The organism is Streptomyces sp. NPDC045678 (assembly GCF_056432085.1).
In genome coordinates, this window is the sequence record NZ_JBWKJS010000004.1 from 363,546 (window position 1) to 388,725 (window position 25,180).

The following is a 25,180-nucleotide window of genomic DNA, read 5'->3' on the forward strand; positions in this document are numbered from 1 at the left end:
GCCGTCCTAGAACTCCCGGGGGAGTTCCGCCGCACGCACGGCGGTCGAGGGACGGGGCTCCTTGTGCGGGGCGCACGACGCGGCGCGTCGCACGGGGAGCTTCCCCTCCAGGAGGTAGGCGTCCAGGTGGCTGTTCACGCACTTGTTGGGGCCGCCCGCGATGCCGTGCGTGCCCGCGGCGCGTTCGGTGACCAGGGCCGACCCCGACAGCCTGCGGTTCAGCTCCCGCGCGCCCTGGTACGGCGTCGCCGCGTCGCGTTCGGCGGCCAGGATCAGCGTCGGCGGCAGCGCGCCCTCGGGCGTGCCCACGTCGACGGGCTGCTGCCGGGGCGCCTTCCAGTAGGCGCACGGCAGGTTCATCCACGCGTTGTCCCAGGTCTCGAAGGGCGCCACGCGTGCGAGCTCCGAGTTGTCGCGGTCCCAGGTCGCGAAGTCCGTGGGCCAGGGCGCGTCGTTGCACTCGACGGCCGTGTAGACCGCGTTGCCGTTCTCGCTCTGGGCGGCGCCGCGCGGCTCGGGCGCGGCCTGCTCGATGAGCGGCTTCGGGTTGCCCTTCAGGTAGGCGGAGAGCGCCGCCGCACGCGTCGGCCAGTAGTCGTCGTAGTACCCCGCCTGGAGGAACGCGGACTGCAGCTGGCCGGGCCCGACCTTGCCGCCCGCGGGCTTGCGGGCCAGCGCGGCGTCCACCTTCTCGTAGCTGCGCAGGACGGCGGCGGGCGTCCTGCCCAGGTGGTACGTCTTGTCGTGCTTGGCCACCCAGGTGCGGAAGTCCGCCCAGCGCCGCTCGAACGCCAGCGACTGGTCGAGGTTGTTGCGGTACCAGACCTGCTCGGGGTGCGGGTTGACCGCCGAGTCGAAGACCATGCGGCGCACGTGCGAGGGGTACAGCGTCGCGTAGACCGCCCCGTAGTACGTGCCGTACGACGCCCCCATGAACGTCAGCTTCTTCTCGCCGAGCGCCGCCCGCAGCACGTCCAGGTCGCGCGCGTTGTTCAGCGTCGTGAAGTGGCGTACGCCGGGGTTGCGTTTCACGCACCCGCGCGCGTACGCCTTGGCGCGCGCGATCCGCTTCTGCTTGTACGCGTGGTCGGGGTGCGTGGGCGCCTCGGAGGGCGCGTGCGAGAAGTCCTTCGGGTCCTGGCAGGAGAGGGGGGCGGACCGGCCGACCCCGCGCGGGGCGTAGCCGACCAGGTCGTACGCCGCCGCGATGCGCTTCCACTCGGGCATGACGCCCACCAGCGGGAAGTACGTGCCGGACGCGCCGGGGCCGCCCGGGTTGTAGACCAGTGCGCCCTGGCGTGCGACCGCCTTGCCCGCGCGCTTCTTCGTGGCCTTCGTGCGGCTGACGGTCAGTTTGATCCGCTTGCCGTCGGGGTGGGCGTAGTCGAGCGGCACGGTGACGGTGCCGCACCGGACGGACGGGGGGAGGCCCTCTGCCTTCGCGCAGGTGCCCCAGCGGATTCCGGCGGCCTCGGCGCGCTGGGCGGCGACGGCGACGCCGTGCGCCTCGGGGGAGGGAGGGGTGCCGGTCGCACTTCCCGCGGGGGCGGCGACGAGGGCGGTCAGGACCAGGGACCCGGCGGTTCCGTACCGGGCAGCGGCTGCTCTCATCGCGCTTGTTTATCTTGTGGTATTTGGCTATGTAAAGCACCCGTGTGGGGGTGTCGGTGCAATCACCCCTGTTGGGCCCGGGGCGCTCACCTGCGCGGACGCTGGGAGAACGCCGCCCGCAGCGCCGGGTCCCGGGTGGCGCGGACCCCGCGCACGGCGACGGCCGTGAGCTCCTCGCCGCCCGCCGACAGTGCCCCGAGGAGCCGCTGGCCCGCGGGAGACGCCCACCGCGTGTACGGATGCACCTCGACGCGGGCGATGACCAGACACGCCGTGCAGAGCAGCAGGGGCAGCGAGAACCAGACCGCGACCGGCACCTGACCGGTCGACCCCGGCCCCTGAGCCGGCATCAGCGCCGCCACGGTGCCCAGGGCGAGCACCGCGCCCGTCGCCGTCCGCACCTGGCGCACGGCGGCCGCGACCCCCGCGCCGAGGCCGTCCGGGACGGCGAGCCCCGCAGCGACGAGCCGGTCCGCGAGCGCCCGCACCGGGTCGGCGGCCGCGGCACCCAGCCGTATCGGCGCTATCCGCGACTGCCCGGCAGGACCGATCGCGCCGAGCACCGAACGCTCCATGTCGTCGCGGCCCACCGGGTCGACGACGGTCGCCCAGCCGGTGTGGGCGATCAGCAGCCGGCGCGCCCTCGCCATCGCGACGAGCGTCACATCGGCGACGCGGGAGGGGCCTCCGGAGAGGAACGCCGTCTCGTACAGGGTGAGTTCGCGCCCGTGACCCGCGGACCGCTCCTGGACGGCGGCGCGGCTCGCGGCGAGACAGAGCCGGCCGCAGGACAGACCGGCCGCGGCGCAGGCGAGGAGGAGCAGAGGGACCCAGAACATGGCGGTTTTCTATGCGACGGAACCGCGTTGCGCCATGGCGTTTTCAGTATGTGGACACGGGGTGACGGGTGGGTAACGTTCCGTTTCCGTCGGTCAGTCCGTCCTGGGCCTGGGCCGGGACGCCGCGGGCGGCAGCGGGAACGTGGGCGAGGGAGTGACCGGGGCCGCCGAGCCGGGGGCGTCCGTGGGGCCCGGCGGGGCCGGTGAGCGGGTCGCGGGGGCGTCGGGGCCGGTGGTCGCCGCGTCCCGGGCGAGGCCGCCGAAGTCGACGAGGCCGGTCTGCTCCAGGACGGTGATGTGGTCGAGGACGGTCGTGTTCGCGTCGTCGGCCAGGTCGCGCACCAGCGAGTTGCGGGTGTTCGCGCGCACGTCGGCGACGACGGAGAACACCTTGCCGTGCGCGCGGCGCAGGATGTTCGCGAACTCCTCGTTGTACGTCTCGCCGCGGGCGCCGCTCAACTTCGCGAGCCAGTCCCGCTGCTGGGTGTTCGGCTGGCTCGGCAGTTCGAGGTTGAGCCGGGTGGCGACCTCGCGTACGCGCGCGTCGAGGAACGTGTGTCCCTCCACGAGGTGCTTGCCCGCGGTCCGCACGGCCTTCGTGGTGCCGCGCTCCTCGGCCTGCTGCCCGGCGGGCAGCTCCCACAGGCCCGCGAGGCGGACCTTGGTGATGAAGTCCCGGTCCAGGGCGGAGAGCGGGCCGAAGTCGGTGGACACGGTGCCGGCGTCCAGCAGGTCCAGGGGGGTGCCCGAGCGGTCCTCGTAGGACCAGAGGGGGAAGAGCAGTGCGGCCAGGGTCGCCACGAGTCCCGCGACGATGAGGCCGGTGCCGTTGATGGTTCGTAATCGCATGGTGCCTCCTGGTGCGGCACCGCACGTTAGTGCGCCGGGAGAGGGCAGCGGCCCGATACGGCGGGGAGTACGTCACCTCCCGTACCGGGACCATGGGTTGATGAGCGCGGCGTGCGCCCCCGGAAGGTGTCAGGCGGTGGGGGACGGCCCGCTCAGAACGACCCGCCTCCGCCGCCCCCGCAGGACGAGCCGCCGCCCCCGCCTCCGCCCCCGCCGCAGGACGACCCGCCGCCCCCGCCGCACGACGTGCCGCCGCCCGAGCACGAGGGTCCGCCGCCGCCCGAGCAGGCGAAACCGCCCCCGTCTCCCGCATCCGTCCCGCACCAGACCGGTGTGCCCCCGCCTCCCGGGTTCCACGCGGCCGCGTTCCGGTGCCCGGCACGGCCGGGGTCGGCGGGAGCCGCCGACGGAACCCGGATCCGGGCCGCCGCGATCAGCTGGGACCGGATGTCCGGGTGGGCCCGGGAGAGGCCGTGCGTCGCCACTTGGTGCGCCGCGCCCGGCAGATGACGCGACGAGGCGACGTACTGCCGCAGCGCGTACCGTCCCGCGACCGTGAGCTGCTTCGAGGTGACCGCGAGGCAGATCGCGCCGCTCACGACGCCGAACACGGCACCGGGCACCATGGCCAGGATGTCGACGAGCGGCGTCCGCGAACCGCCCGGCAGCGCGAGGCTGCCGGCGGAGAGCAGCAGGGCCGCGACGGCGCACGCCACGAACCCGAAGAAGGTCAGGGCGATCTGCGTCCCGGCCCGGACGCGCCACTTCCGCTGACGGCCCGGCCGCACCAGGAGCCCCCGCCGGGCGAGCGCCTCGCCTGTCTCCTGCACCGGCAGGCTGCGCATCACGGCGATCCGCAGCCGGTGCAGCGCGCCGCTCGGCGCCGCCGCGTGGGCGTCGATGACCGCCTGCTCGGCGGCGTTCCTGGCGACCGGGACGGTGATCCCGACGACGCCGGGGCCCGCGACGACCAGGCGGCCGTCCTCGTGGAGGCCCGCGATCAGCGCGTCCGCGGCGCGGGCGGGGCCGCCGGCGAGGAACGCGGCCTCCAGCGTCCCGCGGACGTACACCCCGTGCTCGGCGTCGAGCGGCTGCCTTCCCCGGTACGGGGAGCCGGTGCGGCGGGCCGCCGCCACGCCCCGGATCAGCTCGGCGGAGGCGAGCGAGACCACGACCGTGTACACCATCGCCACGAGGGTCATGGCGTCATCGCCTCAGCAGGGCCCGGCGGGTCGCGTGCAGCAGTCTCGCCGCGGGCCGCCGCGACAGCGGGGCCGGGCCCGAACGCTCCAGCCACCAGTCGCGCAACTCCCGCCGGGCGTCCGGGTCCTCGGGGCGTCCGGCGAGCATCAGGTGCTCGGCGAAGTTCAGCGCGTCGTGCCGGTAGCCGCCGGTCATGGGCCGCGTCCGCGCGTACGCGAGGAACTCGCCGCGGTACGCGGCGCCGAGGATCCCCGGCAGCTCCGGCGCGACCTTCGCGACGACGTCGGCCCGCTTGGCGGCCAGGGCGTGGCTCTGCACCTTCAGGCGCGCGTGGTCGAAGCCCTCGGGCGCCGGGGTACCGGCGACGAGCGCGGACAGGAGGGCGGCCTGGGCGACGGCGGTGCGCTGGCGGGCGGCGCCGGAGGCCGCCGGAACGTCGCGGTGCTCGCCGCGGAGGTCCGCGACCCCGTCGTCCGACGTCTTCAGCGTCGCCCGAATGGCGTCCAACTCCCTTTCCAGCTCTTCCGGTTCAGGGAAGTTCTCGTCGCGCTCCAGCAGAACGCCGGGCGGGGAGACGCGGGACGCGAGGTCGGCGAGGACCGCGAGCACGGGCTCGGGCACGGGGTGTGCGTGGCTGTCGTGCCAGACGCCGTCCCGCTCGAAGCCGCCCGCCACATGGACGTACGCGATGGCCTCGACCGGCAGTTCGTCGAGCGCCTTGCCCGGGTCCTCGCCACGGTTGACGTGGTTCGTGTGGAGGTTGGCCACGTCGATGAGCAGCCGTACGCCGGTGCGCTCGACCAGCTCGTACAGGAACTGGCCCTCCGTCATCTCCTCGTCCGGCCAGGAGATGAGCGCGGCGATGTTCTCCACGGCGAGCGGCACGGGCAGCGCGTCCTGGGCGATCCTGACGTTCTCGCAGAGGACGTCCAGCGCGTCGCGTGTGCGCGGCACCGGCAGCAGGTGCCCGGCTTCGAGCGGCTGCGTCGCGGTGAGGGTGCCGCCCGCCCGTACGTACGCGATGTGCTCGGTGACCAGCGGCGCCCCGAGTGCCTCGGCACGCTCCGCCAGTGCCGTGAGACGCCCCTCGTCCGGACGGTCCGCGCCACCGAGGCCCAGCGAGACCCCGTGCGGCACGACGGTCACACCGCGCTCGCGCAGCCGCACCAGCGAGTCCGGCAGATGCCCGGGACACACGTTCTCCGCGACGACCTCGACCCAGTCGATGCCGGGCATGTCCTCCACGGCGTCCGCGATCTCGGGCCGCCAGCCGATCCCCGTCCCCAGTCGCTTCCCCAGCTGCCTCATGTCCGCTCCCCCTTCGTCCCCCGTTGCCGGGACCATGGCCCCGGCCGTGTGGATCGAACCCTCGGGGGGAGACGTTCAGAGCTACATTTGAGGTTCCGGCCGACCGGTGTCGATCTCCCCGGGCGGCCCCGGCGAGGGCCTCGACGTGGTGGAGACGTCACCGCTCGGCCCGGCGGGCGCCGGTTGCGGGGGAGCGGCCCCGGAGGGCTTGGGAGGGCCGGTGGGGCTGGCGGTCGCGGTCGACGCGGCGCCGTTCGCGATCCCGTCGAAGTCGACGAGACCGGTGGCCTCCAGCATCGTGATGTGGTCGAGGACGGTCTGGTTGGAGTCCGTGGCGAGCTGCCGGATCAGGGAGTTGCGGGTGCTGTCGCGGACCTGCGCGATGACGGCGAAGACCTTCCCGTGCGAGACGCGCAGCAGGTTCGCGAACTTCCGCTGGTACGTTTCGCCGCTCGCCGCCGACAGTTCGTCCAGCCACCCCTGCTGCTGGTCGGTGGGTTGGTTGGGCAGCTCGACGCCGAGCTGCGCGGCGACGGTGCGCACCCGCTTGTCGAGGTCGGTGTGCCCGACGATGAGGTGGTCGCCCGCCTCCTTGACGGCCTCGGTCGGCGCACGCTCGACGGCCTGCTGCCCCGCGGGTATCTCCCACAGCCCGGCGAGCCGCACCTTCACGAGCAGGTCGCGGTCGGCCGCGGAGAGCGGTCCCCACTGCGTGGCCACGGACCCGGCGGCCAGATTGGCGGGCCCGGTGCTCGACCGGTCGGCGTAGGACCACACGGGGAACGCGAGGGCCCCCAGCGTGGCGACGAGTGCCGCGATGATCAGAGCCGTGCCGTTGACGCGCCGCAAGGTGCCTCCCGTGGTGCTCCGTGTCGCCGGTGATACCGGGGAGTACGGAAGATACGGGCGGTGCGTTCACTCGCGCGAGATCCCGGTCGGGGCCGATCAGTTGTTGCGTGCGTAGAAAGCCACCCCCCGCCGCCACCACGCGAGCCCCGACCACAGCAGGAGGGCCGCCACGGCGGGGAAGGCGAAGACCAGTGCCGGGGAGAAGGGGACCGTGTCGGTGTGGCCCGTCAGCCATGCCGCGGGGTAGAAGCCCGCGAAGGCGATGGGGACGGCGAAGGTGAAGGCGCCCTGCAGCAGCCAGGGGAACAGGCCCAGCGGGTAGTTGCCGAAGGTGCCCGAGACGCTGTCCAGCCAGAAGAACAGGGACTCGCTGCCGCGGAAGCGCAGGACCAGGGCCGCGATGTGCAGGTTCAGGCCCAGCTCGATCACCAGGGCCCCGGCGACGGCCGTGAGCAGGAACGCCACCATGGTCACGGACCACTCGACGTCCAGGAGGGACAGGCACACGCTGAGCGACGCACAGGCGACGACGAGGTCGCCGACGGCGTTCACCGGAGCCTCGTAGGTGAAGACCTGGAGCAGGACGGGGGCGGGCCGGGTGCGGAAGGCGTCGAAGCGGCCGTCCCGCAGGAGATGGGGGATCAGGCCGAGGTTGCCGAAGAAGAGCATGTACAGGCCGTGGCCCAGCATGCGGATGCTGCTGATGAGGAGGACCTCGCCGACGCCCCAGCCCGCCAGCGAGGGGAAGCGGCCGAAGATGACCGTGGCGAACAGGAGCACCGTCACCTGGTAGGTGACTCCGTTGGCGATGGCCATGGCGAAGTCCGCGCGGTTGGCCAGTTGGCTGCGGAGACCGGCACGCAGGATGACCGCGGCGAGCCGCAGCCGGCCCACGGGGCGTGGCGCTTCGTCGGAGTGTGGGACAGAGGACAGCGCAGGCATCGGATCAACCACCCAGGACGAGGAGGCGACGCGCCGCGCGGCGCCACAGGAGGCGGCCGACGGCGGCCAGCAGGAGGCACCAGGCGGCCTGTTCGAGCAGGTGGGGCCAGGCGTCGGCGGCCGTGATGCGGCCCGTGTAGAGGGAGACGGGCACATGCACGGTCGCGGAGAACGGCAGGTGAGCGGAGACGGCGGTGAACCACGAGGGGAAGAACCACAGGGGGATCAGCGCACCGGACAGCAGTGTCTGCGCGAAGGCCGCGAGACGGTTGACGCCGAAGCTGGTGATGGTCCAGAAACTCGTCAGGTCCACCAGGAGCGCCACGTGGTAGAAGACGCCCTGGCCCAGCGCGTACGAGAGCGCGGCGACCGCAGCGGCCGCGGCCGAGGGCGGTGGGGCGACCAGGCCGGTCGCCAGGCCCACGGCCAGGCCCGTGAGCAGCCAAGCCGTGGCGTAGAGGCTCTCGCCGAGGCCCCGCCAGGCACAGTAGCGGCGGGCGGAGACGGGCCGGGTGAACCAGAACACCACCGATCCGTCCCGGATCTTGCTCTGCGCGGTCTCCTGGGACGCGCCCTCCATGATGACGCGGCCGGTGCCCATCAGGGTGGCGAGGACCGAGTACGTCACGGCTTGCGTGACGTCCATGCCCGCGACCGTGTCGTCGCCCTCTCCGTAGAGGGCACGCCACAGCAGCACGTAGAGGAAGACCTGGGTGACGATGATGAATGCGGTCGCCGCGATGCGCGGGCGGTACGCCCACTCCGTACGCGGCACCAGGGCCGCCAGACGGTAGGCGCGCGGCTTTCCCCGGGACGCGGGCCCGGACTCCCGAACCCTCATGCCGGGCCCCCGGCGCGGGCCGCCGCGGCAGCGGTCTCCGGGCCCGCGTACAGGGTGCGCAGGACGTCCTCGACCCTCGCGCCGTCGAAGACCACCGAGCGCACGGCGTGTGCGGACAGCAGCTCGTCGGTCACCTCGCGCCGCTCGGCACCGGGGTGCGGGCGCAGGTGGACGGTCGCGCCGTCGACGGACACGACCTCGGCGGTCCGCAGGCTCAGCCCTTCGGGCGGTGTCTCGAACTCGACCACGACGGTGCGCCGATGGTGCGCCGCGGCGGCGAGCTCGCCGCGTTCGCCGTCGAAGACGACGCGGCCGCCGTCGATGACGACGAGGCGCCGGCACAGCGCCTCCACCTCGGTCATGTCGTGGGTGGTGAGCACGATGGTGTGGTCACCGGTGCGCGCCAAGTCGCCGAGCAGCGTGCGCACTTGGTCCTTGACGAGGACGTCCAGGCCGATGGTCGGCTCGTCGAGGAAGAGCAGCGGGGGCCGGTGCAGGAGCGCCGCCGCCAGGTCGCAGCGCACCCGCTGGCCGAGCGAGAGGAAGCGCACGGGCGTGTCCCAGAAGGGCGACAGGGTCAGTACGTCGTTCAGCTCGGTCAGCGTCGTGCGGAAGTCCGCCTCGGACAGGCCGTAGATGTTGCGCAGGATCGTGAAGGAGTCGTACGCGGGCAGATCCCACCACAGCTGGGTGCGCTGGCCGAAGGTGACGCCCATGGCGTGGGCGTTGCGCTCGCGGTCGGCGTAGGGGTCGAGGCCGTACAGGCGCGCCGTGCCCGACTCCGGGAGCAGCAGGCCGGTCATGACCTTGATGAGCGTGGACTTGCCTGCGCCGTTCTGGCCGAGCAGCCCGACGAACTCACCCGCCTCGACCGTCATGCCGACCTCGCTCAGCGCCGCCGTACGCCGTGCCGTCCGCCGCTGGAAGGGCCGCTTCCAGGAGCGGCGCTCTCCGCTGTCCCAGCTGCGGAAGGTCTTGGTGACCCGGTCGACATGGATGGCCGGGGGCCGCGGACTCACGAGCTCGCGCCTGCTTCCGCACCGCGCGACACGCCGTCGGCCACCAGCGGCGCCAGCAGGTCGCCCACGCCTCCGAGCCAGCCCGCTGGGACGACACGGCGCAGCGCGCCGGGCGCGAGCGTGGCGAGCGCGGTGCGGGCGAGGGGGGCGGCGAAGTCGGGCGCGCCGCCGCTCTCGCGGGTCACCACGCCCAGGGCGTAGGCGGTCGTCCAGATCTCGGTGAGCAGTACGTCGCTGACGCGGTCGTGCACGAACGCGCGGTGCGGCAGAACGTCCAGCGCCTCGCGCAGCGCACCGACGACGTGCTCGCGGGTGATGCCGCGCTCCAGGAGGGCGTCCTCGGCCGGGACGCGCTGCCAGCCGTCGGGCGCGGAGGCATCGCGTACGTAGGCGACGGCGAGCTGCTCCCACCAGCAGAAGTACGGGACGGTGTCGAGCTGGACCAGCTCCCGCGGGCTCGGCCGGACGGCGGGGGCCGCGGCGGGGAAGCAGGCGGCGCTGCGCGGCCCCATCACGTCGTTGCCCACGAGGCTGGCGGGGTTGGCGTGGTCGACCAGGTTCGCGACCGGCACGACGGTCTCGGTACCGGCGGCGGCGAGGTAATGGAGGAGCGCGACGTCGTCGGTGTCGCCCTGGGCGGTCTTAGCGGCCGCGTACTCCTCGAAGCCGAGGGCGACGGGGGCGGGGAGCACGAGAGCGACCGAGGGCAGGTAGTCGTCGACGACGGGAGCCCAGTCGTGGCCGCGCAGGGCGGCGACCCGCACGGCGTTGGCGGTGCGCGAGCCCCACTCCGTGAACAGGCTCAGCGACGCGTCGGGCCGGGCGGCGATCAGGGCCCGCACGCGCGCGGCGAAGTCGGGGGCGAGGATCGCGTCGTCCTGGAGGACCAGGTGGTGCGTGGCGCCGGGGGCGACCGACTGCCAGGCGAGGCGGGCCGTGCGCAGGGCGGAGGGCGGGCCTTCCGGGTCCGGGTCGGTGATCAGCCGGGCGTCGAGCTCGGGGTGGCGCGCACACAGTTCGCGGGCGGCGGCCGCGCGCCGCGGGTGGGCCATCACCACGGTCGACAGGTGGATCTCGGGGGTGTCGGTTCCCGGGGCGTGGTGCTCGGGGGTGGCGGTGGGGGTGCTCATGGCGGGGAGGTCCTTTGCGTCGTACAGGTGTTGGGCGGAAGTGGTGGGGCGGGCGGGGAGCAGTGTCAGCGTTCTGTCTTGCCCATGGCGAGCGGTCGCCGGGCGAGCGGGCCGAGGGCGCGGGCGACGGCGAGGCGCAGGGGGCCGAGCCAGTGCAGCACCGGCTGGAGGAGGATCAGGGGCAGCAGCAGGGCAGGCGCCCCGCCGCCCCGCAGCGGTTCGGCCCGCTCGTGGGCGCCTTCGTGGCAGGCCAGGAAGCGGGCGGCGTGGACCATGCTGATCAGGGCGTGCAGGACCATGTAGACACCGGTTGCGACGCCCCACACCAGGAGCGTCGAGTGGGCACCCCGCACGCTCAGCACCACGACGGCGGCGGCCACGCACGGCGGCCCGAGGAACCACCACACGGTGTCCAGGCCCTCCTTGACGAGCGTCACCGTGTTGCGCCGTCCGAAGGCGCGCAGCGCCGGATCGCGGAGCAGCCGCAGGCAGCCCACCACGCTCCCGAGAGCGACCAGGCTGTAGGCCTTCGCGAGCGAGCCGACCCGGGCGTAGCGGTCCACGAGGTTGTGGACCGGCAGCACCACGGCGCTCTCCCCGGCGGCCGACAGCTTGTAGCCGATGAGGAGGTCGTCGACCGGCTCCTCATACATGCCGATGGACACGAGCCTGTCGTGGCGGACGAACAGGCCCGCGCCGATGCCGTAGACGACCGGGTCGAGGACCGTGCGCAGCCCGTCGGGCAGCCGCAGCGCGCGCAGCCGGACCCTGGTCCGCAGCCGGTGTGCCTCGATGCCCATGCGCCGCCGCAGGTCGGCCACGGCGTGGGCGCGCAGCGCCAGGTCGGTGAGGCCGCCGCGGGCCGCGTGCGGGCGGCGCAGTTGGAGCGGCAGCTGCTGGACGAGGGTGGGCAGGGGCTGTCCCGCACGGTGGGCCCTGTCGGTCTCGTGGGCGAGATGGCGCAGGGTGGTGCGGTCCGGCTGGGAGTCCGCGTCGTAGACGCCGATGTAGGTGCGGGACGGGTCGGCGTCCGCGGGCAGCAGGCGGCCCAGCTGCTCGACCGCGTACACCAGTTGACTGCTCTTCGCGCCCGCGGGCTCGTCGTAGTGCAGGTGGTGCAGGGCCGTTTTGGGGTGCCGGGCGGCGACCTCGGGGAGCAGCGCGGCGGCCACGTCCCGGGTGCTGGGGGCGTCGGCGACCGCGTCGTGGAGCGCCTGCGCGGGATCGGTGGCCGACCGTACGCCGGCCGCCACATCGCGGGCGCGGGAGGACGGCACGAGGCCGGACAGCTGGGCCCCGGCGGTCGCGTCGTCCGGTGCGGCGAGCAGGCGCCGCGCCAGGTCCGGGAGTTCGGCGAGCCGGTCCCGCCGCTCGCGCTCCTCGCGTTCGGTGGTGATCACGACGATGTGCAGCAGCTCGGGCGGATAGTCCAGCCGGACCGTCGCGCCCACGACCTCGGCCAGGAGGTCCTGTTCCCGCAGGGCGGGAATGAGCAGCGCGACGTGCGGCGCCTCCCTCCCCGGTGCGGGGACGGGGGCGCGGCGTGCGGTCCGGAGCGCACGTTCGGTGACGGCGGCCCGGCCGGTGAGGAGGACACCCCAGCCGAGCACCGCCCACAGCAGGGCTGTCGCGGCGGCCGTCATGCCGTGCCGCCCGCCGGCCAGTGCGGGTGCCGGACGCCGTCGCGGTCGGCGCCCGCGAGCTGGAGGCGCCGGGCGACGGGGTAGAGCCGCTGGGCCCAGGCGACCACGTCCCGGGGCTCCAGGTTCTCCGGTTCGCCGACGTCGATTCCCGGCAGCTCCCGGCGCAGCCGGGCGCCGAGGCCGAGGTCGACGGACAGCTCGTACCCGCTGTCGTGCCCGCCGTCACCGCCGACCGCTTCGAGGCCGGTGAGGAGTTGCCCGTCCGCGAACCGCGGCAGCACGCGCGCAAGGCCCAGCTCGGCGGAGCGCGCAAGGAGCGCGCTGCCCTGTGCTGCGTCGGTCAGGAGTGCGTCGGTGCCGACCGTGCCGGTGAAGTCGCGCCCGACGGTGAGCGACACGATGACGTCGAAGAAGCGGTTCGGGAATCGGCGGTACTGGCCGCGCAGCAGGTGGCGGCGGCGCGGCAGCGCGGAGTCGGCGTGCCGTGCCACCCGCTCCAGGCGCGGCGGGGCGTCGCCGTCGACCAGCGTGACCCTGAGCTCCAGCGAGGTGTCGATGGAGAAGGAGTAGTCGTCGCCGGTGCGGCGGATGCTGCGGGCGTCCTTTCCGACCTTGACGACCAGGGAGTCCTCGAACACCTGCAGTTCGTCGGCGTGCCAGCGGCCCCCGTACTTGTACTCCGCGGAGCGGAAGCGGCCGTCGGCGTGGAAGTTGACGAGCAGGACGGGCGTGCGCGGGCGTTGTCCGGCGTCCTCGAAGACGGACAGGTGGGCGGCGCCCACCAGCGACAGCTTCTGCTGGTTGCGGTCCAGGACCTCCAGCGAGAACTTCTCGGGCGACAAAACGCCGAACAGCTCGTTGGCGAAGGGAGCGTCGAAGTCCGGTGCGTACACCAGCAGTTCGTCGCCGTCGGAGCCCGTCGGCCCCCAGTTCTCCACCCGCAGCTGCTCGCCGAGTTCGGCGCGGTTGCGGAAGGTGTGGAAGGAGTAGGCGTGGGGGTAGTCGTCCGGGTCGCGTCGGTGCGGAGGGTGGACGACCAGGTGGCGCAGGCACGCGCTGCTGCCGCGCAGGTGCTTCAACTCGGAGGGCACGGGCGGCGCGGCGGGGGCGCGCCCGGCTTCCACGGCGGGTGCGGCGAGGGCGGCGGTCAGGTCGGCGGCGAACGCGTCGATGTGACTGCGTGTCATGTGCGGCATGACGTAGAAGTGGTGGAAGAGACGGTTCGTGGCGCGCCCCTGGGCGTCCGTCCAGGGCAGGGTGTTGCCGACGAGGCGGTAGTGCTCCTTGAGCTCACCGGGGAGAGCGCCGCCCTCCGTGGAGAAGCCCACGACGAGGACGGTGTTCCCGGGCGAGGGCAGCAGTACCGCGTCCGGGTCCGCCGCCCGGATCACGTCGGCGAGGTGGCCCCTGAGGTCGAGGCAGCCGCGGAACGTCTCGCGGTAGCCCTCGGCCGCGAGCCCGAAGACCAGGGCCCACAGCGCGGCGGCGGTGGCACCCGACCGGGAGCCGGTGACGGTCTCGTCCACGAAACCGGACATCGGCGCCGGGACCGCCCCGTGCCCGAGCAGCCCCTTGCGGCACAGGAACACCCCGCAGCTGTACGGCATCAGGCCGGACTTGTGGGGGTCGAGGACCATGGAGTGGACGAAGCGGTTACGGAAGTCGAAGGGGATGTCCGGCGCGGTGAACGGCAGGATCATGCCGCCGTGCGCGGCGTCGACGTGGTGGAAGAAGCGCAGCGGGGACGCCCCGTCGATGCGGCGGCCCAGGAGTGAGCTGATGCGGTCGATCGGGTCGGTGAGGCCCGTGTTGTAGTAGCCCGCGGTGGACACGACGATGACGCCGGTGTCCTCCCCGTCGGCCGCCAGCGCGTCGAAGGCCTCTTCCAGGGCGGCCGGTTCCAGGGTCCAGCCGGGCCCGGCGGGCAGCGCCCGGAAGTCCAGGTCCAGGATCTCGGCGGCCTTGGCCACGGAGTGGTGGGTCAGGGTGGAGGCGATGACGACCACCCGGCGGCAGCCCGCGGCCCGCAGGGCGTTGCGGCCCACGCGCAGGCCGGCGAGGGTTCCTTCGTTGGCGCCGCTGGTCAGATAGCCGTCGGCGGAGTCGGCGTGCATCAGGCCGCCCAGGGCGAGGACGGCCTCCCGCTCCAGGCGGCGGGTGCCGCGCACACCGTCGCCGAAGCGGGTGTGCACGCCGACGTTGTTGGGGTTGCGGGCCGCGAACATGCCGGCGGCGCGCAGCGCCAGGGGGTGCGGCTCGCTCATCGCGAAGCCGAGCCGTACCGGGTCCGTCGCCGAATGCCAGTCCGGCACTTCGGCGAGCCGGTCGGCCAGGGCGGCGGTCAGCTCGTCCGTGGGCAGCGCGGTCTCGGGGAACGGGTCGCACTCGGTCGACCCGTCGGACAGGTCAGGCATCCCGGCTCACGCCCTCGTCGATGCCGGCGCCGCCGCTTGCGTCGTGGCGCAGCTCGCAGCGGAGCACCGCACGCGGGCCGACGTCGAGGTCACGCACGTACGTGTGGACGGTGCCCTCGGGGTGCAGGCCCACGGCGGCCAGCGCGGCCAGGATCTCCTCGGTGGGCAGCAGCGTCATGGGGACGTCGTCCGGCAGGACGTACTGGCCCTCCGTCTCCCCGGGGCGCAGCCGTGGGTCGAGGGAGTCGGCGGTGAAGGTATTGAGGGCGAGTACGCCGCCGGGCCGCAGGACACGCGCCAACTCCGCGACGGCCGCCTTGAACTGCCGCGGCGTGGGCGCGTTGTGCAGGACGCCGTAGCACACGGCGAGGGCGAAGGCGTCGTCATCGGCGGGGACGGCGTCGGCCGCGCCCTGCCGGACGGTGACCCGGTCGGCGGGGAAGTGGGCGGTGGCGTCGCGGGTCGCCTCGACCATGGCCCGGTGCAGGTCCACGGCGACGACGGTGCAGCCGTGTTCGAGGAGGGCGACGGTGTTGCGTCCGCCGCCGCAGCCGAGGTCGAGGGCGGGCCCGGCGAGGTCACCGGCGTACCGGGAGAGGATCTCGACGAGATAGGGCTGAGCGGAGAGCGCCGCGAAGTCGCGTACGGTCTCGGGGGCGTTCCAGTAGGTGGCGGCGCGCTCGGCCGCGGTGGCGGGGAGAGTCATCGGGTGGGCTCGATCTCTTCGTAGGTGCCGTTGTGGGGGAGGGCCCGGATGACGCGCATGTCGTGCCGCGCGAAGAAGGACTCGCACGCGTCGGGGTCGGCGGTGAGCGCGAAGAACGCCGGGCCGACGGAGGACAGCGCAAGAACGGTCGCCGTGCCGTCGGCCTTCAACGGTTCGAGCCGCTCGGCGAGTTCGCTCAGGCCGGGGTGGGAGAAGGAGCAGTTCTCGATGCTCCCCATGCGGAAGCGGTAGTCGAAGACGAGGTCTCCGAGGGGCCCGAGGTCGCCGCGGAGCGCGGCGGGCATCGCCTCGTGGAGCATCCGGAAGGCGATGGTGGGCGCCCAGCGTTCGCCGGTCTCGCGGAAGCGGTCGAACTGGTCGATCTCGGCGGCCATCAGCTCGTCCGTGGACCGTTCCCGCAGCGCCGTGGGCACACCGATGACCAGGGTGAGCTCCTGCGGTACGGAAGCGGTGAGGACGACGGTGCTGCGGCCCGCGACGACCTGCACTCCGCCGGGGTAGAGGCCGGAGGCGGCGGAGCCGCCGATGCACTGGACGGGCATGAGCCGGTCGCTGCCCTCCGTGTGCTCCTCGCCGTGGTTGCTGGTGAGGAAGGGCAGCAGGTCCGCGCGGTCCACGGGGTTGCCGTAAAGGTGGTTGACCGCGGTCGCGACCGCGGCGATCAGGCTGCTGCTCGAACCGAAGCCCGCGTGCACGGGCAGCGGGTCGCTGTCCACGCTCACGTAAAGGTCGCAGTCGACGCCGAGGGCCGTGCACATGATGCGGGCCGCGTGTTCCACGAGCGCGGGCCGCGCGATGGCCGGATCCAGTGCGAGGCCTTCACCGGGAGCGAGCCTGCGCAGGCGCACGCGGTGGAACCGGGCGACGGAGAAGACCAGTTCGCCCGCGTCGTAGATCAGGTTGTTGTCGCCCGCGATGGCGCCGGGCTGGAGCGCCATGGCGTTCAGGCGGGTGGGGTAGCGGATCGCTGTCTCGTCGGCCGGCTTGAGCGGGCCGAGGGGCGCGGTCAGCGGATGGTGGACGGTTCCGGGGGTGAAGGACGTGAACATCTCTTCCGCCTTAGGCCGTGGCGTGGTCGAGGGGAGGCGCGGCCGCGAAGGCGTCGGCCAGCCGTTGGTGGCGTTCGGTGGTCAGCTCTACGAGGTGGTCCAGGGAGTCGGTGGTGTAGCCGCCGCTGCCGAGTGAGCCGTCCGGGCGTATGCGCATGTTGGCGCGGGCGAGCTGGAGGTGCGGCAGCCGGAAGTGGAGGATCTCCCGCATCAGCAGCCGCAGTTGGGCCCATACGGCCACCGTGGTGCCGTCCGGGGTCTCGTCCAGGAGCCGGGGCAGCAGGGGGCGGCTCTCCATGATGGTGTCGCCGGCGGTGCGGTACGCCGCGGGGAGGTAGAGCAGGTTCTCGTCGAGGTACTGCTCGTACCAGGCGTGCCTGGGGTCGTCGGGCTCCGGCCTGAGGACCGCCATGTCGACGAGTAGTGGCGTCATCTGGGCGCCGCCCGGCGCGTACAGGACCGTGCCGCCCACCGTCATCGGCGGGAAGTACGGCCGCATCCCGGTGGAGAAGACCTCCGGGGTGATGTTCCGCTTCACGGTCAGCAGGGCGTGCGCGAAGACCTTGAACGCCTCGGTGGCGGCGGTCAGATGCGTCATGAGCAGGGGGTCGCGCACGGGCAGCGGCAGCGCCTCCATGAGGTGGTCGACGGCGGGCCGCAGGGCGACGCCCGCCCTGCGGACCTCCGCGATGAAGAGGACCTCCTCGGCGAGGTCGGTGAAGGTTCTCAGCCGGTCCTCGGGGTTGCGCAGGGAGTACGTGTAGACGCTGTCGCGCGGCACTTCGTCGACGAGGACGCCGAGCTTGAGCAGCGTCTCCTCCGCGCCGGGCAGGGACCGGTGGTCCGTGCCGTGCCGCTCCAGGGAGGCCAGCACGAAGCCCAGGTCGCGCAGGGCGGCACTGGCGGTGACGTCGTCGGTGACGGCGGCGGGGACACGGTCGAGGAGCCGGTGCGCCAGCCGCTCCAGGGCGCCTGTGTCCGCGGTCCTGTTGAGCTCTGGCAATTCATGTGTGTGCTCTGCGAACCGCAGCGGATCGAGTTCGCTCACGCGTCGGTCCAGAGTTCGCATTTCGGTGGCGAGATTCAAGGAAATGACCTCTAAATGTGCCGGAGTGGTGGACTCGGGAACGCCAAGACGTCAAAAAGCGTCAGAGACGGGAACGTAAAAGAGCGGCAGAATGTGTGGGAAAGGGGCAGAGGGCGTCAGAGAGCGGAATTCAGCTCGTCGAGCGCGCGAATGCGGTGCGCCAAAGGCACGGGAGGTCGGCCGGCGGGCCGAGAGGTGACCCATGCGACGGGAATTCCCGCGGTGTGAGCGGATCGCAGACCGGCGAAGGAATCGTCCACGGCCAGTGCTCGGTGGGGTGTGCGTCCGCCGTGCCGCAGGGCGGCGAGATAGACGTCCGGGGCCGGCTTCGGGGCGAGGCCCCGGCCGGCACAGGTCACCGACGCGAAGTGCGACCTGATGCCGAGCCGGTCGAGGTGGCCCGCCACCCAGGTCTCCGCGTTGCCGGAGGCGACCGCGAGCCGGTGCCCCCTGGCGCGGCAGTGGTCCAGGAAGGACCGGGTGGCCGGTGCCAGCGGCTCCCGGTCCGCGCGCCGCTGGTTCTCGCGCTCGAACGCGTCCCAGGACTCGCGCGCTTTCACCTCTCCCAGGAGGGAGGTGAGTGCCTCGTTCAGGGCGTCGCGCGCCAGGGTTCCGTCGGGGTGCGTGGGTATTCCGTCGGGCAGAGCGATGCCTGCCTCGTCGATTACGGCTGCCCACGCCTCGATGGCGATGTGTTCGGTGTCGAGCAGAACGCCGTCGAAGTCGAGAATGATGAGTCGTTGCGATGCCGGACTTTCATCTTTATGGCTGTGCGCGGACATGCGGCAACGCTCCCCCCCATTCCGGAATTGCGCCCAAAACAGGGCAACGCTTCCGGACCCCCTTGGTCTAGACCTGAAAAACGTAACCCGGAACGTGATGCTCTTCAAGCCCTTGATTGTCATTCCGGAGTGGTGGTACAGGCCTCGGCCGCAGCTAGCGGGGGAGGGGGCAGAGCTGTCGGCCGCCCTCGACCGCGACCGTTTTCCCGGGGGCGATTTCGGTGAAGCCCGCGTCGCGGACCACCGGGAGGCCGCTCGTCGTGAGGTCGCGCCAGCGCGCCTTGTCGGCCCTGCGGACCGAGAGGGGGAAGCCTGCGCCCCGCCAGGCCGCGCGGTCCTCGGGGGAGAGCTCCCACCAGGCCAGCTGCGCGCCGTGCCCCGCCTGCGCCATCGACTTGCCCGCCGACATGTCGACCTCGGGGCTCATCCACAGGACGGGGTACGCGGGGTCGGGCCCGGCCGGGGGCTCCGGGTCGTCCAACTCCGTGCCCGAGACCTGGAGGCGCGCGAGATCCTTCGGCCAGCCGTCGAGGGGCACCGGCGGGTAGACCCGCACCTCCGCCGACTTGCCGGTGACCGTGATGCCCGGCAGCGCCTCGGCCCTGCGCCACTCCGCGCCGCGCGCCCTGCGCACCACCTTGCGGATCCGGGCGTCCTGCCAGTCGCGCATCGCCTGCGCCCACGGGCCTTCGCCGAGCGACCGCTCGTCGCTCAGGATGGTCAGGACGGCGCGGGCCGCGGTCTCCAGGGCGTCCGTGCGGGCCGGGGGAGCGGCGCGCTCGATGCGGGCGACGAGCGGCAGCACGAACTGCGGGGCCTCGTCCCGCGAGGTGCTCTCGTGGCGGAACGGGCTGTCCTGCGGTTCCGGTGTGCCGGGAGTGGTCGGTTCTTCGTTGCTCACGCCCGTCAGTCTGCCAGCCGGGCGCCGCGGCCCGTGCGCGAGGATGACCCCATGGAACGTGATCTTTCGGTGCGGCTCGACGGGGTGGGCCGCCGCTACGGCGTGGGCGGCGCGTGGGTGCTGCGCGGTGTCGACCTCGGCATACGGACGGGCTCCCTGGTACGCGTCGAAGGGGCCAACGGCACGGGGAAGTCCACCCTGTTGCGGCTCCTCGCCGGGATCGACGCGCCCTCCGAGGGGCGGGTCTCCGGGCGGCGGCGCACGGCGTTCGTTCCCGAACGGTTCCCCGCCGCCCTGCCGTTCACCGCCCTCGGCTACCTCACGCACATGGGCCGCGTGCACGGCCTCGGGGCCGGTGCGGCGCGGCGGCGCGCGACCGAGTGGCTGGAGCTGTTCGGCGCCGCCGGGTACGCGCGCACGCCGCTGTCGGAGCTCTCCAAGGGGAGCAGCCAGAAGGTCGCCGTGGCGCAGGCGCTGCTGGCCGAGCCCGACCTGCTGGTCCTCGACGAGGCATGGACGGGCCTGGACGCGCCCGCGCGTTCCGCCCTCGACCGTGCGGTGGCCGACCGTACGGCCGCGGGCGGTTCCGTGGTCTTCGTCGACCACGACCCGCGCCGGCTTCGGGGGGTGGCGGACGAGACGTACGCGGTGGTCGGCACGGCGCTGAACAGACGTACGGCAGAGGGCACTTCCGCTGCGGACGACCGGACCGGGCCTGTCGTCCTCGTCGACGTCGAGGGGCCGCGGGGTGCGGAGCTGCCGGAGTCGGTGGTGGCGGTGGCGGCGGCCGTGGGGGCGTGTCCCGCCCCGTCCGACGGCGCGGGCACCACGCGCCTCACCGTTCCCCGGCCCCACTCGGACCGCGTCCTGAGGGACCTTCTGACGGCGCGTCCGCCGTGGCACGTGGTGGCGGTGAGCGCCGTGCCCGAGGCGGGCCACGGGGAAGCGCGGGACGCGGGGCGCGGCGAGGGTCGTGGCGCAGGGCGTGGTGAGGAGCTGTGAAGGCTGCGCTGTCTCCCCTGCCCTCCCTGTCCCCCCTGCCTGCTCTGCTGCGGTACCAGACCGACCTGCTCGTCCGCTCGCAGCGCTGGCTCCCGCCCGTGATCCTCTACGCCGTGTTCCTCGGCATCGGCGTCCAGGGCGGTCAGCCGATCCTGGACTCGCTCGCGTACGCCGCCGGGGCGTTGCTGCCCGTGGCTGCCTGGCTGGTGCGGATCTGCGTGTCCAACGAGCCACCCGCCGCCCGCAGTTGCTCCGCCGCGGCGGCGGGCCCTGGGCGGGCGCATCTGGCCTCGCTGCTCGCGGCGTTCCTCGCGGCGTCCGCGCTGGGCGGTGCGGCGGCCCTCGTCGTGACGGCCATCAGCGACGCGGCGAGCACGAACTCGCGGGTGCCGGTGCCGCGGCTCTCCGCGGGTGCGGTGGGGCTGCTCGCGATGCTGGTCAGCGCGTTGCTCGGCACGGCGCTCGGGGCGCTTGCCAACTGGCCGCTGCTGCGTTCCGCGGGGCGGGCCGTGCCCGCGATGCTGCTCGGCGCGCTGCTCCTGCTCGTCACCACGGGCTCCCCGGCGAAGTCGGTCCTCACCGACCTGACCACGGGGTCGCGGGAGGGCGTGGTGCCGCTGCCGCTGGGCGCGCTCGCGGGGGCGCTCGCCGTCGCGGCGGCGGCGATGTGGGGGGCGTGCGCGCTCAGTTCGCGCCGGGGGTGAGTCGGCGTGGGGTCAGGTGGGCCGAGATGAGGTGAGGCGGACCGGGACCGGGTGGCGTCACCCCGAGCAGGCCGCCCGCTCCGCCTCCCGCCACTCGCACACCGAGCAGAGCGTGATGCCCTTGTGGGACTCCGGGTACTCGGTGGGTGCGCGGCAGAACACGCACTCGGCGAGGGCTTCCGAAGTGCCGGGTTCCGACATGTTCGGTTCCGACATGCTCCGTTCCGACATGCTCCGTTCCGACGTGCCGGGTTCCGGCGCACCGGCTGTCGTCGCACCGGCCGTCGGACCCCTGCCCGTGATCTCGCCCGCGCTCGCCCCCGCGACCTCGTCCTCATCCGTCATACCGCCACCCTAACCACGCGTCCCCGCACCCCCCGCCGCCCCGATCTGCTCCGACACCCGGACGAATCGGTAGCCGCGTTCCCGCAGCTTCGGGATGATCGCGCGCAGGGCGCGTTCCGTCGCGGGGGCCGCGCTGCGTGTGCAGTGCATGACGACGACCGAGCCGGGCCGGACCCCGTCGAGGACCTGCCGGGCCACCGCCGCGGAGTCCGTCGCGAAGGCGTCGCCGCTGACCACGTCCCACTGCACGGCGGTGACGCCGCCGGGGGCGAGGGCGCGCAGGGCCCGCTGGTCGTAGCAGCCGCCGGGGAAGCGGAAGTACGGCACGGGGCGCTCCACCCCGGCCGCGCGGAACGCGGCGAACGCGCGCTCCATGTCGGCGCGCATACGGGCCGCGGGGACGGTCGGCAGTCCGTAGCAGCGGCCGGTGAAGGCGTGGTGGCTGTACGAGTGGTTGGCGACCTCGAAGAGCGGGTCGCGTCCGATGGCCTTGGCCTGCGCCGGGTACTCCTCGGCCCACCGCCCCGTCATGAAGAACGTCGCAGGCACCTTCAGCCGCCGCAACGTGGCGACCAGCGCGGGGTTGTCGAACCGTTCGCCGGCCGCCGCGCGCGGCCCCTGGTCCGCGGTCATGTCGGCGTCGAAGGTGAGGGCGACGGTACGGCCGCGGGCCCGGGGCCCGTTCTCGAACACGGGGGTCAGGCCGGACGGGCCGGGGGCCAGTGTGGGCGGGGCGGACGCCGCGGGAGCGGCGGCGCTCGCCGGGGGCCGGGCGGGACGGCCCGCCCGACCGGTCGACGTGCTGGTGTCACCGGCGCATCCGGTGAGGGCGGCGGTCAGGGTGCCGAGGGCGCAGAGCGCGGCGCATCTCCGTACGAGAGTGATCACCCGCTGAACATATATGTATGAATGTAGTAAATCGGGCTGGGCGCGCCCGTGTCCGTGCCCGTGCCCGTGCCCGCGCTTGCCTCCGCGCCCGCGCCTGCGTCCGCAGCCTCACAGCCAGCCGTCCAGCGACCCCATGAACGCGTCGAAGTCGTCCCGGTGGATCGTGTGCCCCGCGCCCCGCACCGTGCGCACCTCGAAGCCGCGCCGCGCCAGCTCCTCCTTGAGTGCGCCGGAGACGACGGTGCTCGGGTCGGCGACCTGGACGAGCGACGGCACGACGGGCGCGGCCGGGGTGCGGTCGACCGCGCCCGCGCCGGAGATCGAGAGCGCGGTGTCCGGGTCCCAGACCGCCAGCGTGGCCATCTCGACATCCAGGTCGGCCGCCTCCCAGCGCGGGTTGAACTTCGCCAGGACGTCGCGCGGGATGCGTCGGAACTCCACGAACAGCGCGGGGTCGACCGCGCCCTCGCCGCCGAGCGCCCACGCCGGGTCGGAGTAGACGGCCCGCACGGGCGCGAGGCGCTCCACCGCGAGGGACAGGGCGAGGCCGCCGAGCGAGTGCCCGATCGCCAGCTCCGCGCCCGTCGGCAGCGTGTCGACGAGGTCGTCCGCGAAGATCTCCGCCCCGTACTCGCCGCGTCCGCTCGCGCCGTGGCCGCGCAGATCGACGCCGATCACGCGGTAGCCCTTGTCGGCGAGAGCGGGACCCACGCGCCGCCAGGTGCGGTGGTCCGACATGATCCCGTGGACCAGGAGGGCGACGCGGTCGCCCGTTCCCCACTCGTGGGTGTGCAGCTTCATGGTGCCGGTGCCCCTCTCTTGTCGAGGCGGCACCCCGCCGCCCCGTCACATCGTCGCCGACGACGTTTTGAAGTGAGTGATTCAGAATGTGCTAGCGTCCAGCATCGTCAGTTCTGAATCACTCGCTCCAAAAAGGGGGCCGCCTCCATGCCGTTCGCGGTGTACATAGTCGGTCTTGGCATCTTCACCCAAGGAACCTCGGAGTTCATGCTGTCCGGCCTCCTCCCGGGCATGGCCGACGACCTGGGCGTGTCCATCCCGGACGCCGGACTGCTCATCTCGGCGTTCGCGATCGGCATGGTCGTCGGCGCCCCGCTGCTCGCCGTCGCCACTCTCCGGTGGCCGAGGCGCACGGCGCTCGTCGCGCTGCAGGCGGCCTTCGTCGTGGCGCACGTCGTCGGCGCCCTCGCACCCGGCTACGCCGTCCTGTTCGTGACCCGCGTGATCGGCGCCCTCGCGTACGCCGGGTACTGGGGCGTCGCCGTGGCCACCGCGGTGGCGCTCGTCCCCGCTGACGCCAAGGCGCGGGCGGTCGCCGTGGTCGCCGGCGGGCTGACGCTCGCCACGATCGTCGGCGTCCCCGCGGGCACGCTGCTCAGCCAGGTCTCCGACTGGCGCGCCGCGTTCTGGGCGGTGGCGGCGGCCACCGCGGTCAGCGCCGTCTGCACCCTGCTCGTCGTCCCGGGCGGCCGGGGTGAGGGCGAGCGAGCTTCCGTCGGGACCGAACTGCGGGCCATGGCACGGCCGCAGCTGTGGCTCTCGTACGCCGTGACCGCCTTCGCCTTCGGCGCCGTCATCGTCACCTTCAGCTATCTCGCGGCTCTGCTCACCGAGGTGACCGGGGTCGCCGAAGGGTGGGTGCCCGCCGTCCTCGCGCTGTTCGGCGTCGGCGGGATGGCGGGCATCGTGATCGGCGGGCGCACCGGCCAGACGCGCCCTCTCGGCACGCTCGGCGCGGGGCTCGGCGCCCTTGCCGTCTTCTCCGCGCTGCTCGCGCTCACGGCGCACGTCACGGCCGTCGTGATCGTCCTGGTCTTCCTGCTCGGTCTCGTCGGCTATGTCACCAACCCGGCCTTGCAGTCACGGGTGTTCGCCCTCGCACCGGGTGCGCCCACGCTGGTCGGCGCGACCAATACGGCCGCGTTCAACGTCGGCAACACGGTGGCCCCGCTCCTCGGCGGCCTGGCCATCGACGCCGGACACGGCTACGCCTCGGTGGCCTGGGTCGGCGCCGCGCTGGCGGCCGTGGGCGCGGCGGGCGTCCTGTGGGCGGCGGTGCTGCAGCGGGCGGAACGGAAGCGGGCACCGCGGCGCGGGCCGCGTACGGCCGGTGCCGGGCGCGAGACCGTGCGGGCGGAGGCGTGAGCGCCCGCACGCGGAGTTTTGTATATGCGTTCCAAAACGTTTACCGTGGGGGTCATGGCCAGACCCCGAGAGTTCGATGAGGACCGCGTCGTCACCGCGGCCATGGAGACGTTCTGGCGGCACGGGTACGAAGCCACCTCGACGCGCGACCTGTGCGACAGCACGGGCCTCGGGCCCTCCAGCCTCTACAACACCTTCGGCGGGAAGCGGCAGCTGTACCTCCGCGCCCTGCGGCGCTACCACGACACCGCCACCGCCGAGCAGGTCGCGATCCTGCGCGGCGACGGGTCCGCCAAGGAGCGGCTGCGCGCCATGATGATGCACGCCGTCGACGCCGACCTCGGGGAGGCGGACGCGACGGGGACGCGCGGCTGCTTCGCCATCAACGCGGCCGTCGAGGCCGCCGGGTACGACCCGGAGGTCAGGGAAGCGGTGCGGCGCAGCTTCGACCGGGTCGAGGACGAGCTGTGCGCGGTCGTCGAGGCGGGGCGCGGCGCGGGGGAGATCCGCGCGACCGGTGACGCGAGGGTCGTGGCCCGCCGGGTCCAGAGCACGTACTACGGCCTACGGGTCCTCAGCCGCGTACAGGACCACCGCGAAATCCTCCTCGCCACGGTGGACGGCGCGCTCGCCGACCTGTGACGGCGCGCGCGTGCATGCAGCCCGCTGACGCTCCGCTCACGCGCTTCGCGTAGCCGTTTATCGGACGTTGATCGGGCGGGGCGATGCTTCGTCGCAGGTTCATGTCCGACATGGACCGACGGAAACGACCGGAGGTATGCACATGAAGGTTGTTCGCTCCCTCAAGAAGAAGATCACCGGCGAGAAGAGCCTCAAGGCGTACGCCTGGTACCACTGGTACTAGGCCGACCCTGCTGCCA

25 protein-coding genes are annotated in these 25,180 nt (G+C 73.3%); 5 read left to right on the forward strand and 20 right to left on the reverse strand.

Annotation, left to right across the window (positions count from 1 at the left end):
• Window positions 1–6: 6 nt before the first annotated feature.
• The 17 genes from AC07DO_RS16255 to AC07DO_RS16335 form a co-directional block, all read right to left on the reverse strand.
• The gene (locus tag AC07DO_RS16255) at window positions 7–1,611 is read right to left on the reverse strand and encodes an alpha/beta hydrolase (RefSeq protein ID WP_479060139.1); all 1,605 of its coding nucleotides are present in this window, start codon (window positions 1,609–1,611) and stop codon (window positions 7–9) included.
• A gap of 86 nt (window positions 1,612–1,697) precedes the next feature.
• Window positions 1,698–2,450, reverse strand: a complete 753-nt coding sequence (locus tag AC07DO_RS16260) for a TIGR04222 domain-containing membrane protein (RefSeq protein ID WP_479060140.1) — start codon at window positions 2,448–2,450, stop codon at window positions 1,698–1,700.
• Window positions 2,451–2,543: 93 nt separating this feature from the next.
• Window positions 2,544–3,299 carry a DUF4142 domain-containing protein gene (locus AC07DO_RS16265; protein ID WP_479060141.1) on the reverse strand — a complete coding sequence of 252 codons (756 nt, stop codon included), beginning with the start codon at window positions 3,297–3,299 and terminating at the stop codon, window positions 2,544–2,546.
• Between the two features lie 152 nt (window positions 3,300–3,451).
• Window positions 3,452–4,501, reverse strand: coding sequence for a TIGR04222 domain-containing membrane protein (locus AC07DO_RS16270; RefSeq protein ID WP_479060142.1), 1,050 nt, complete (start codon window positions 4,499–4,501; stop codon window positions 3,452–3,454).
• 4 nt (window positions 4,502–4,505) lie between these two features.
• Complete coding sequence (locus AC07DO_RS16275; protein ID WP_479060143.1) at window positions 4,506–5,810, reverse strand: MbnB/TglH/ChrH family RiPP precursor modification enzyme; 1,305 nt, start codon at window positions 5,808–5,810, stop codon at window positions 4,506–4,508.
• 81 nt (window positions 5,811–5,891) lie between these two features.
• The gene (locus AC07DO_RS16280; protein ID WP_479060144.1) at window positions 5,892–6,659 is read right to left on the reverse strand and encodes a DUF4142 domain-containing protein; all 768 of its coding nucleotides are present in this window, start codon (window positions 6,657–6,659) and stop codon (window positions 5,892–5,894) included.
• A 96-nt stretch (window positions 6,660–6,755) separates the two neighbouring features.
• On the reverse strand, window positions 6,756–7,553 hold the full coding sequence (locus AC07DO_RS16285) for an ABC transporter permease (RefSeq protein WP_479060145.1): 798 nt from the start codon (window positions 7,551–7,553) through the stop codon (window positions 6,756–6,758).
• Between the two features lie 52 nt (window positions 7,554–7,605).
• Complete coding sequence (locus tag AC07DO_RS16290) at window positions 7,606–8,442, reverse strand: ABC-2 family transporter protein (RefSeq protein ID WP_479060147.1); 837 nt, start codon at window positions 8,440–8,442, stop codon at window positions 7,606–7,608.
• A complete protein-coding gene (locus AC07DO_RS16295; protein WP_479060148.1) occupies window positions 8,439–9,461 on the reverse strand; it encodes an ABC transporter ATP-binding protein in 1,023 nt (340 codons plus the stop codon). Before AC07DO_RS16295 ends, AC07DO_RS16290 begins: the two co-directional genes overlap by 4 nt.
• A complete protein-coding gene (locus AC07DO_RS16300; RefSeq protein WP_479060150.1) occupies window positions 9,458–10,591 on the reverse strand; it encodes a hypothetical protein in 1,134 nt (377 codons plus the stop codon). Before AC07DO_RS16300 ends, AC07DO_RS16295 begins: the two co-directional genes overlap by 4 nt.
• A 65-nt stretch (window positions 10,592–10,656) precedes the next feature.
• Window positions 10,657–12,234, reverse strand: a complete 1,578-nt coding sequence (locus tag AC07DO_RS16305; protein WP_479060151.1) for a hypothetical protein — start codon at window positions 12,232–12,234, stop codon at window positions 10,657–10,659.
• Entirely contained in the window at window positions 12,231–14,648 is a 2,418-nt protein-coding gene (locus tag AC07DO_RS16310; RefSeq protein ID WP_479060153.1) for a pyridoxal-dependent decarboxylase, read from the reverse strand. Before AC07DO_RS16310 ends, AC07DO_RS16305 begins: the two co-directional genes overlap by 4 nt.
• Window positions 14,641–15,354, reverse strand: coding sequence for a class I SAM-dependent methyltransferase (locus AC07DO_RS16315; RefSeq protein ID WP_479060155.1), 714 nt, complete (start codon window positions 15,352–15,354; stop codon window positions 14,641–14,643). Before AC07DO_RS16315 ends, AC07DO_RS16310 begins: the two co-directional genes overlap by 8 nt.
• Entirely contained in the window at window positions 15,351–16,424 is a 1,074-nt protein-coding gene (locus AC07DO_RS16320; RefSeq protein ID WP_479060156.1) for a GHMP family kinase ATP-binding protein, read from the reverse strand. The genes AC07DO_RS16315 and AC07DO_RS16320 overlap by 4 nt, the downstream gene beginning before the upstream one ends.
• Window positions 16,425–16,434: 10 nt before the next feature.
• Window positions 16,435–17,472, reverse strand: a complete 1,038-nt coding sequence (locus AC07DO_RS16325; protein ID WP_479060158.1) for a monodechloroaminopyrrolnitrin synthase PrnB family protein — start codon at window positions 17,470–17,472, stop codon at window positions 16,435–16,437.
• A gap of 155 nt (window positions 17,473–17,627) precedes the next feature.
• Entirely contained in the window at window positions 17,628–18,293 is a 666-nt protein-coding gene (locus AC07DO_RS16330) for an HAD family hydrolase (protein ID WP_479060159.1), read from the reverse strand.
• Between the two features lie 154 nt (window positions 18,294–18,447).
• Window positions 18,448–19,194, reverse strand: coding sequence for a peptidyl-tRNA hydrolase (locus AC07DO_RS16335; RefSeq protein WP_479060160.1), 747 nt, complete (start codon window positions 19,192–19,194; stop codon window positions 18,448–18,450).
• Window positions 19,195–19,245: 51 nt separating this feature from the next.
• Between AC07DO_RS16335 and AC07DO_RS16340 the strand changes: the two genes are divergently transcribed.
• Both AC07DO_RS16340 and AC07DO_RS16345 read left to right on the forward strand, forming a co-directional pair.
• Entirely contained in the window at window positions 19,246–20,196 is a 951-nt protein-coding gene (locus AC07DO_RS16340; RefSeq protein WP_479060161.1) for an ABC transporter ATP-binding protein, read from the forward strand.
• Between the two features lie 35 nt (window positions 20,197–20,231).
• Window positions 20,232–20,900 (forward strand): ABC transporter, encoded by a 669-nt coding sequence (locus AC07DO_RS16345; RefSeq protein ID WP_479060711.1) that lies wholly within the window; start codon window positions 20,232–20,234, stop codon window positions 20,898–20,900.
• A gap of 57 nt (window positions 20,901–20,957) precedes the next feature.
• On the opposite strand, the gene AC07DO_RS16350 is transcribed toward AC07DO_RS16345, so the two are convergent.
• The 3 genes from AC07DO_RS16350 to AC07DO_RS16360 form a co-directional block, all read right to left on the reverse strand.
• On the reverse strand, window positions 20,958–21,245 hold the full coding sequence (locus tag AC07DO_RS16350; protein ID WP_479060748.1) for a hypothetical protein: 288 nt from the start codon (window positions 21,243–21,245) through the stop codon (window positions 20,958–20,960).
• Window positions 21,246–21,254: 9 nt separating this feature from the next.
• Window positions 21,255–22,133, reverse strand: coding sequence for a polysaccharide deacetylase family protein (locus tag AC07DO_RS16355; protein WP_479060163.1), 879 nt, complete (start codon window positions 22,131–22,133; stop codon window positions 21,255–21,257).
• Window positions 22,134–22,241: 108 nt separating this feature from the next.
• On the reverse strand, window positions 22,242–22,934 hold the full coding sequence (locus AC07DO_RS16360) for an alpha/beta fold hydrolase (protein ID WP_479060164.1): 693 nt from the start codon (window positions 22,932–22,934) through the stop codon (window positions 22,242–22,244).
• Window positions 22,935–23,081: 147 nt separating this feature from the next.
• Here AC07DO_RS16360 and AC07DO_RS16365 point away from each other — a divergent pair, with 147 nt between their 5' ends.
• The 3 genes from AC07DO_RS16365 (at window position 23,082) to AC07DO_RS16375 (ending at window position 25,164) form a co-directional block, all read left to right on the forward strand.
• A complete protein-coding gene (locus tag AC07DO_RS16365; protein WP_479060165.1) occupies window positions 23,082–24,299 on the forward strand; it encodes a Cmx/CmrA family chloramphenicol efflux MFS transporter in 1,218 nt (405 codons plus the stop codon).
• A gap of 54 nt (window positions 24,300–24,353) precedes the next feature.
• Window positions 24,354–24,941 (forward strand): TetR/AcrR family transcriptional regulator, encoded by a 588-nt coding sequence (locus tag AC07DO_RS16370; protein WP_479060166.1) that lies wholly within the window; start codon window positions 24,354–24,356, stop codon window positions 24,939–24,941.
• Between the two features lie 142 nt (window positions 24,942–25,083).
• Window positions 25,084–25,164 (forward strand): tryptorubin family RiPP precursor, encoded by an 81-nt coding sequence (locus AC07DO_RS16375; protein ID WP_223828759.1) that lies wholly within the window; start codon window positions 25,084–25,086, stop codon window positions 25,162–25,164.
• Window positions 25,165–25,180: the final 16 nt, after the last annotated feature.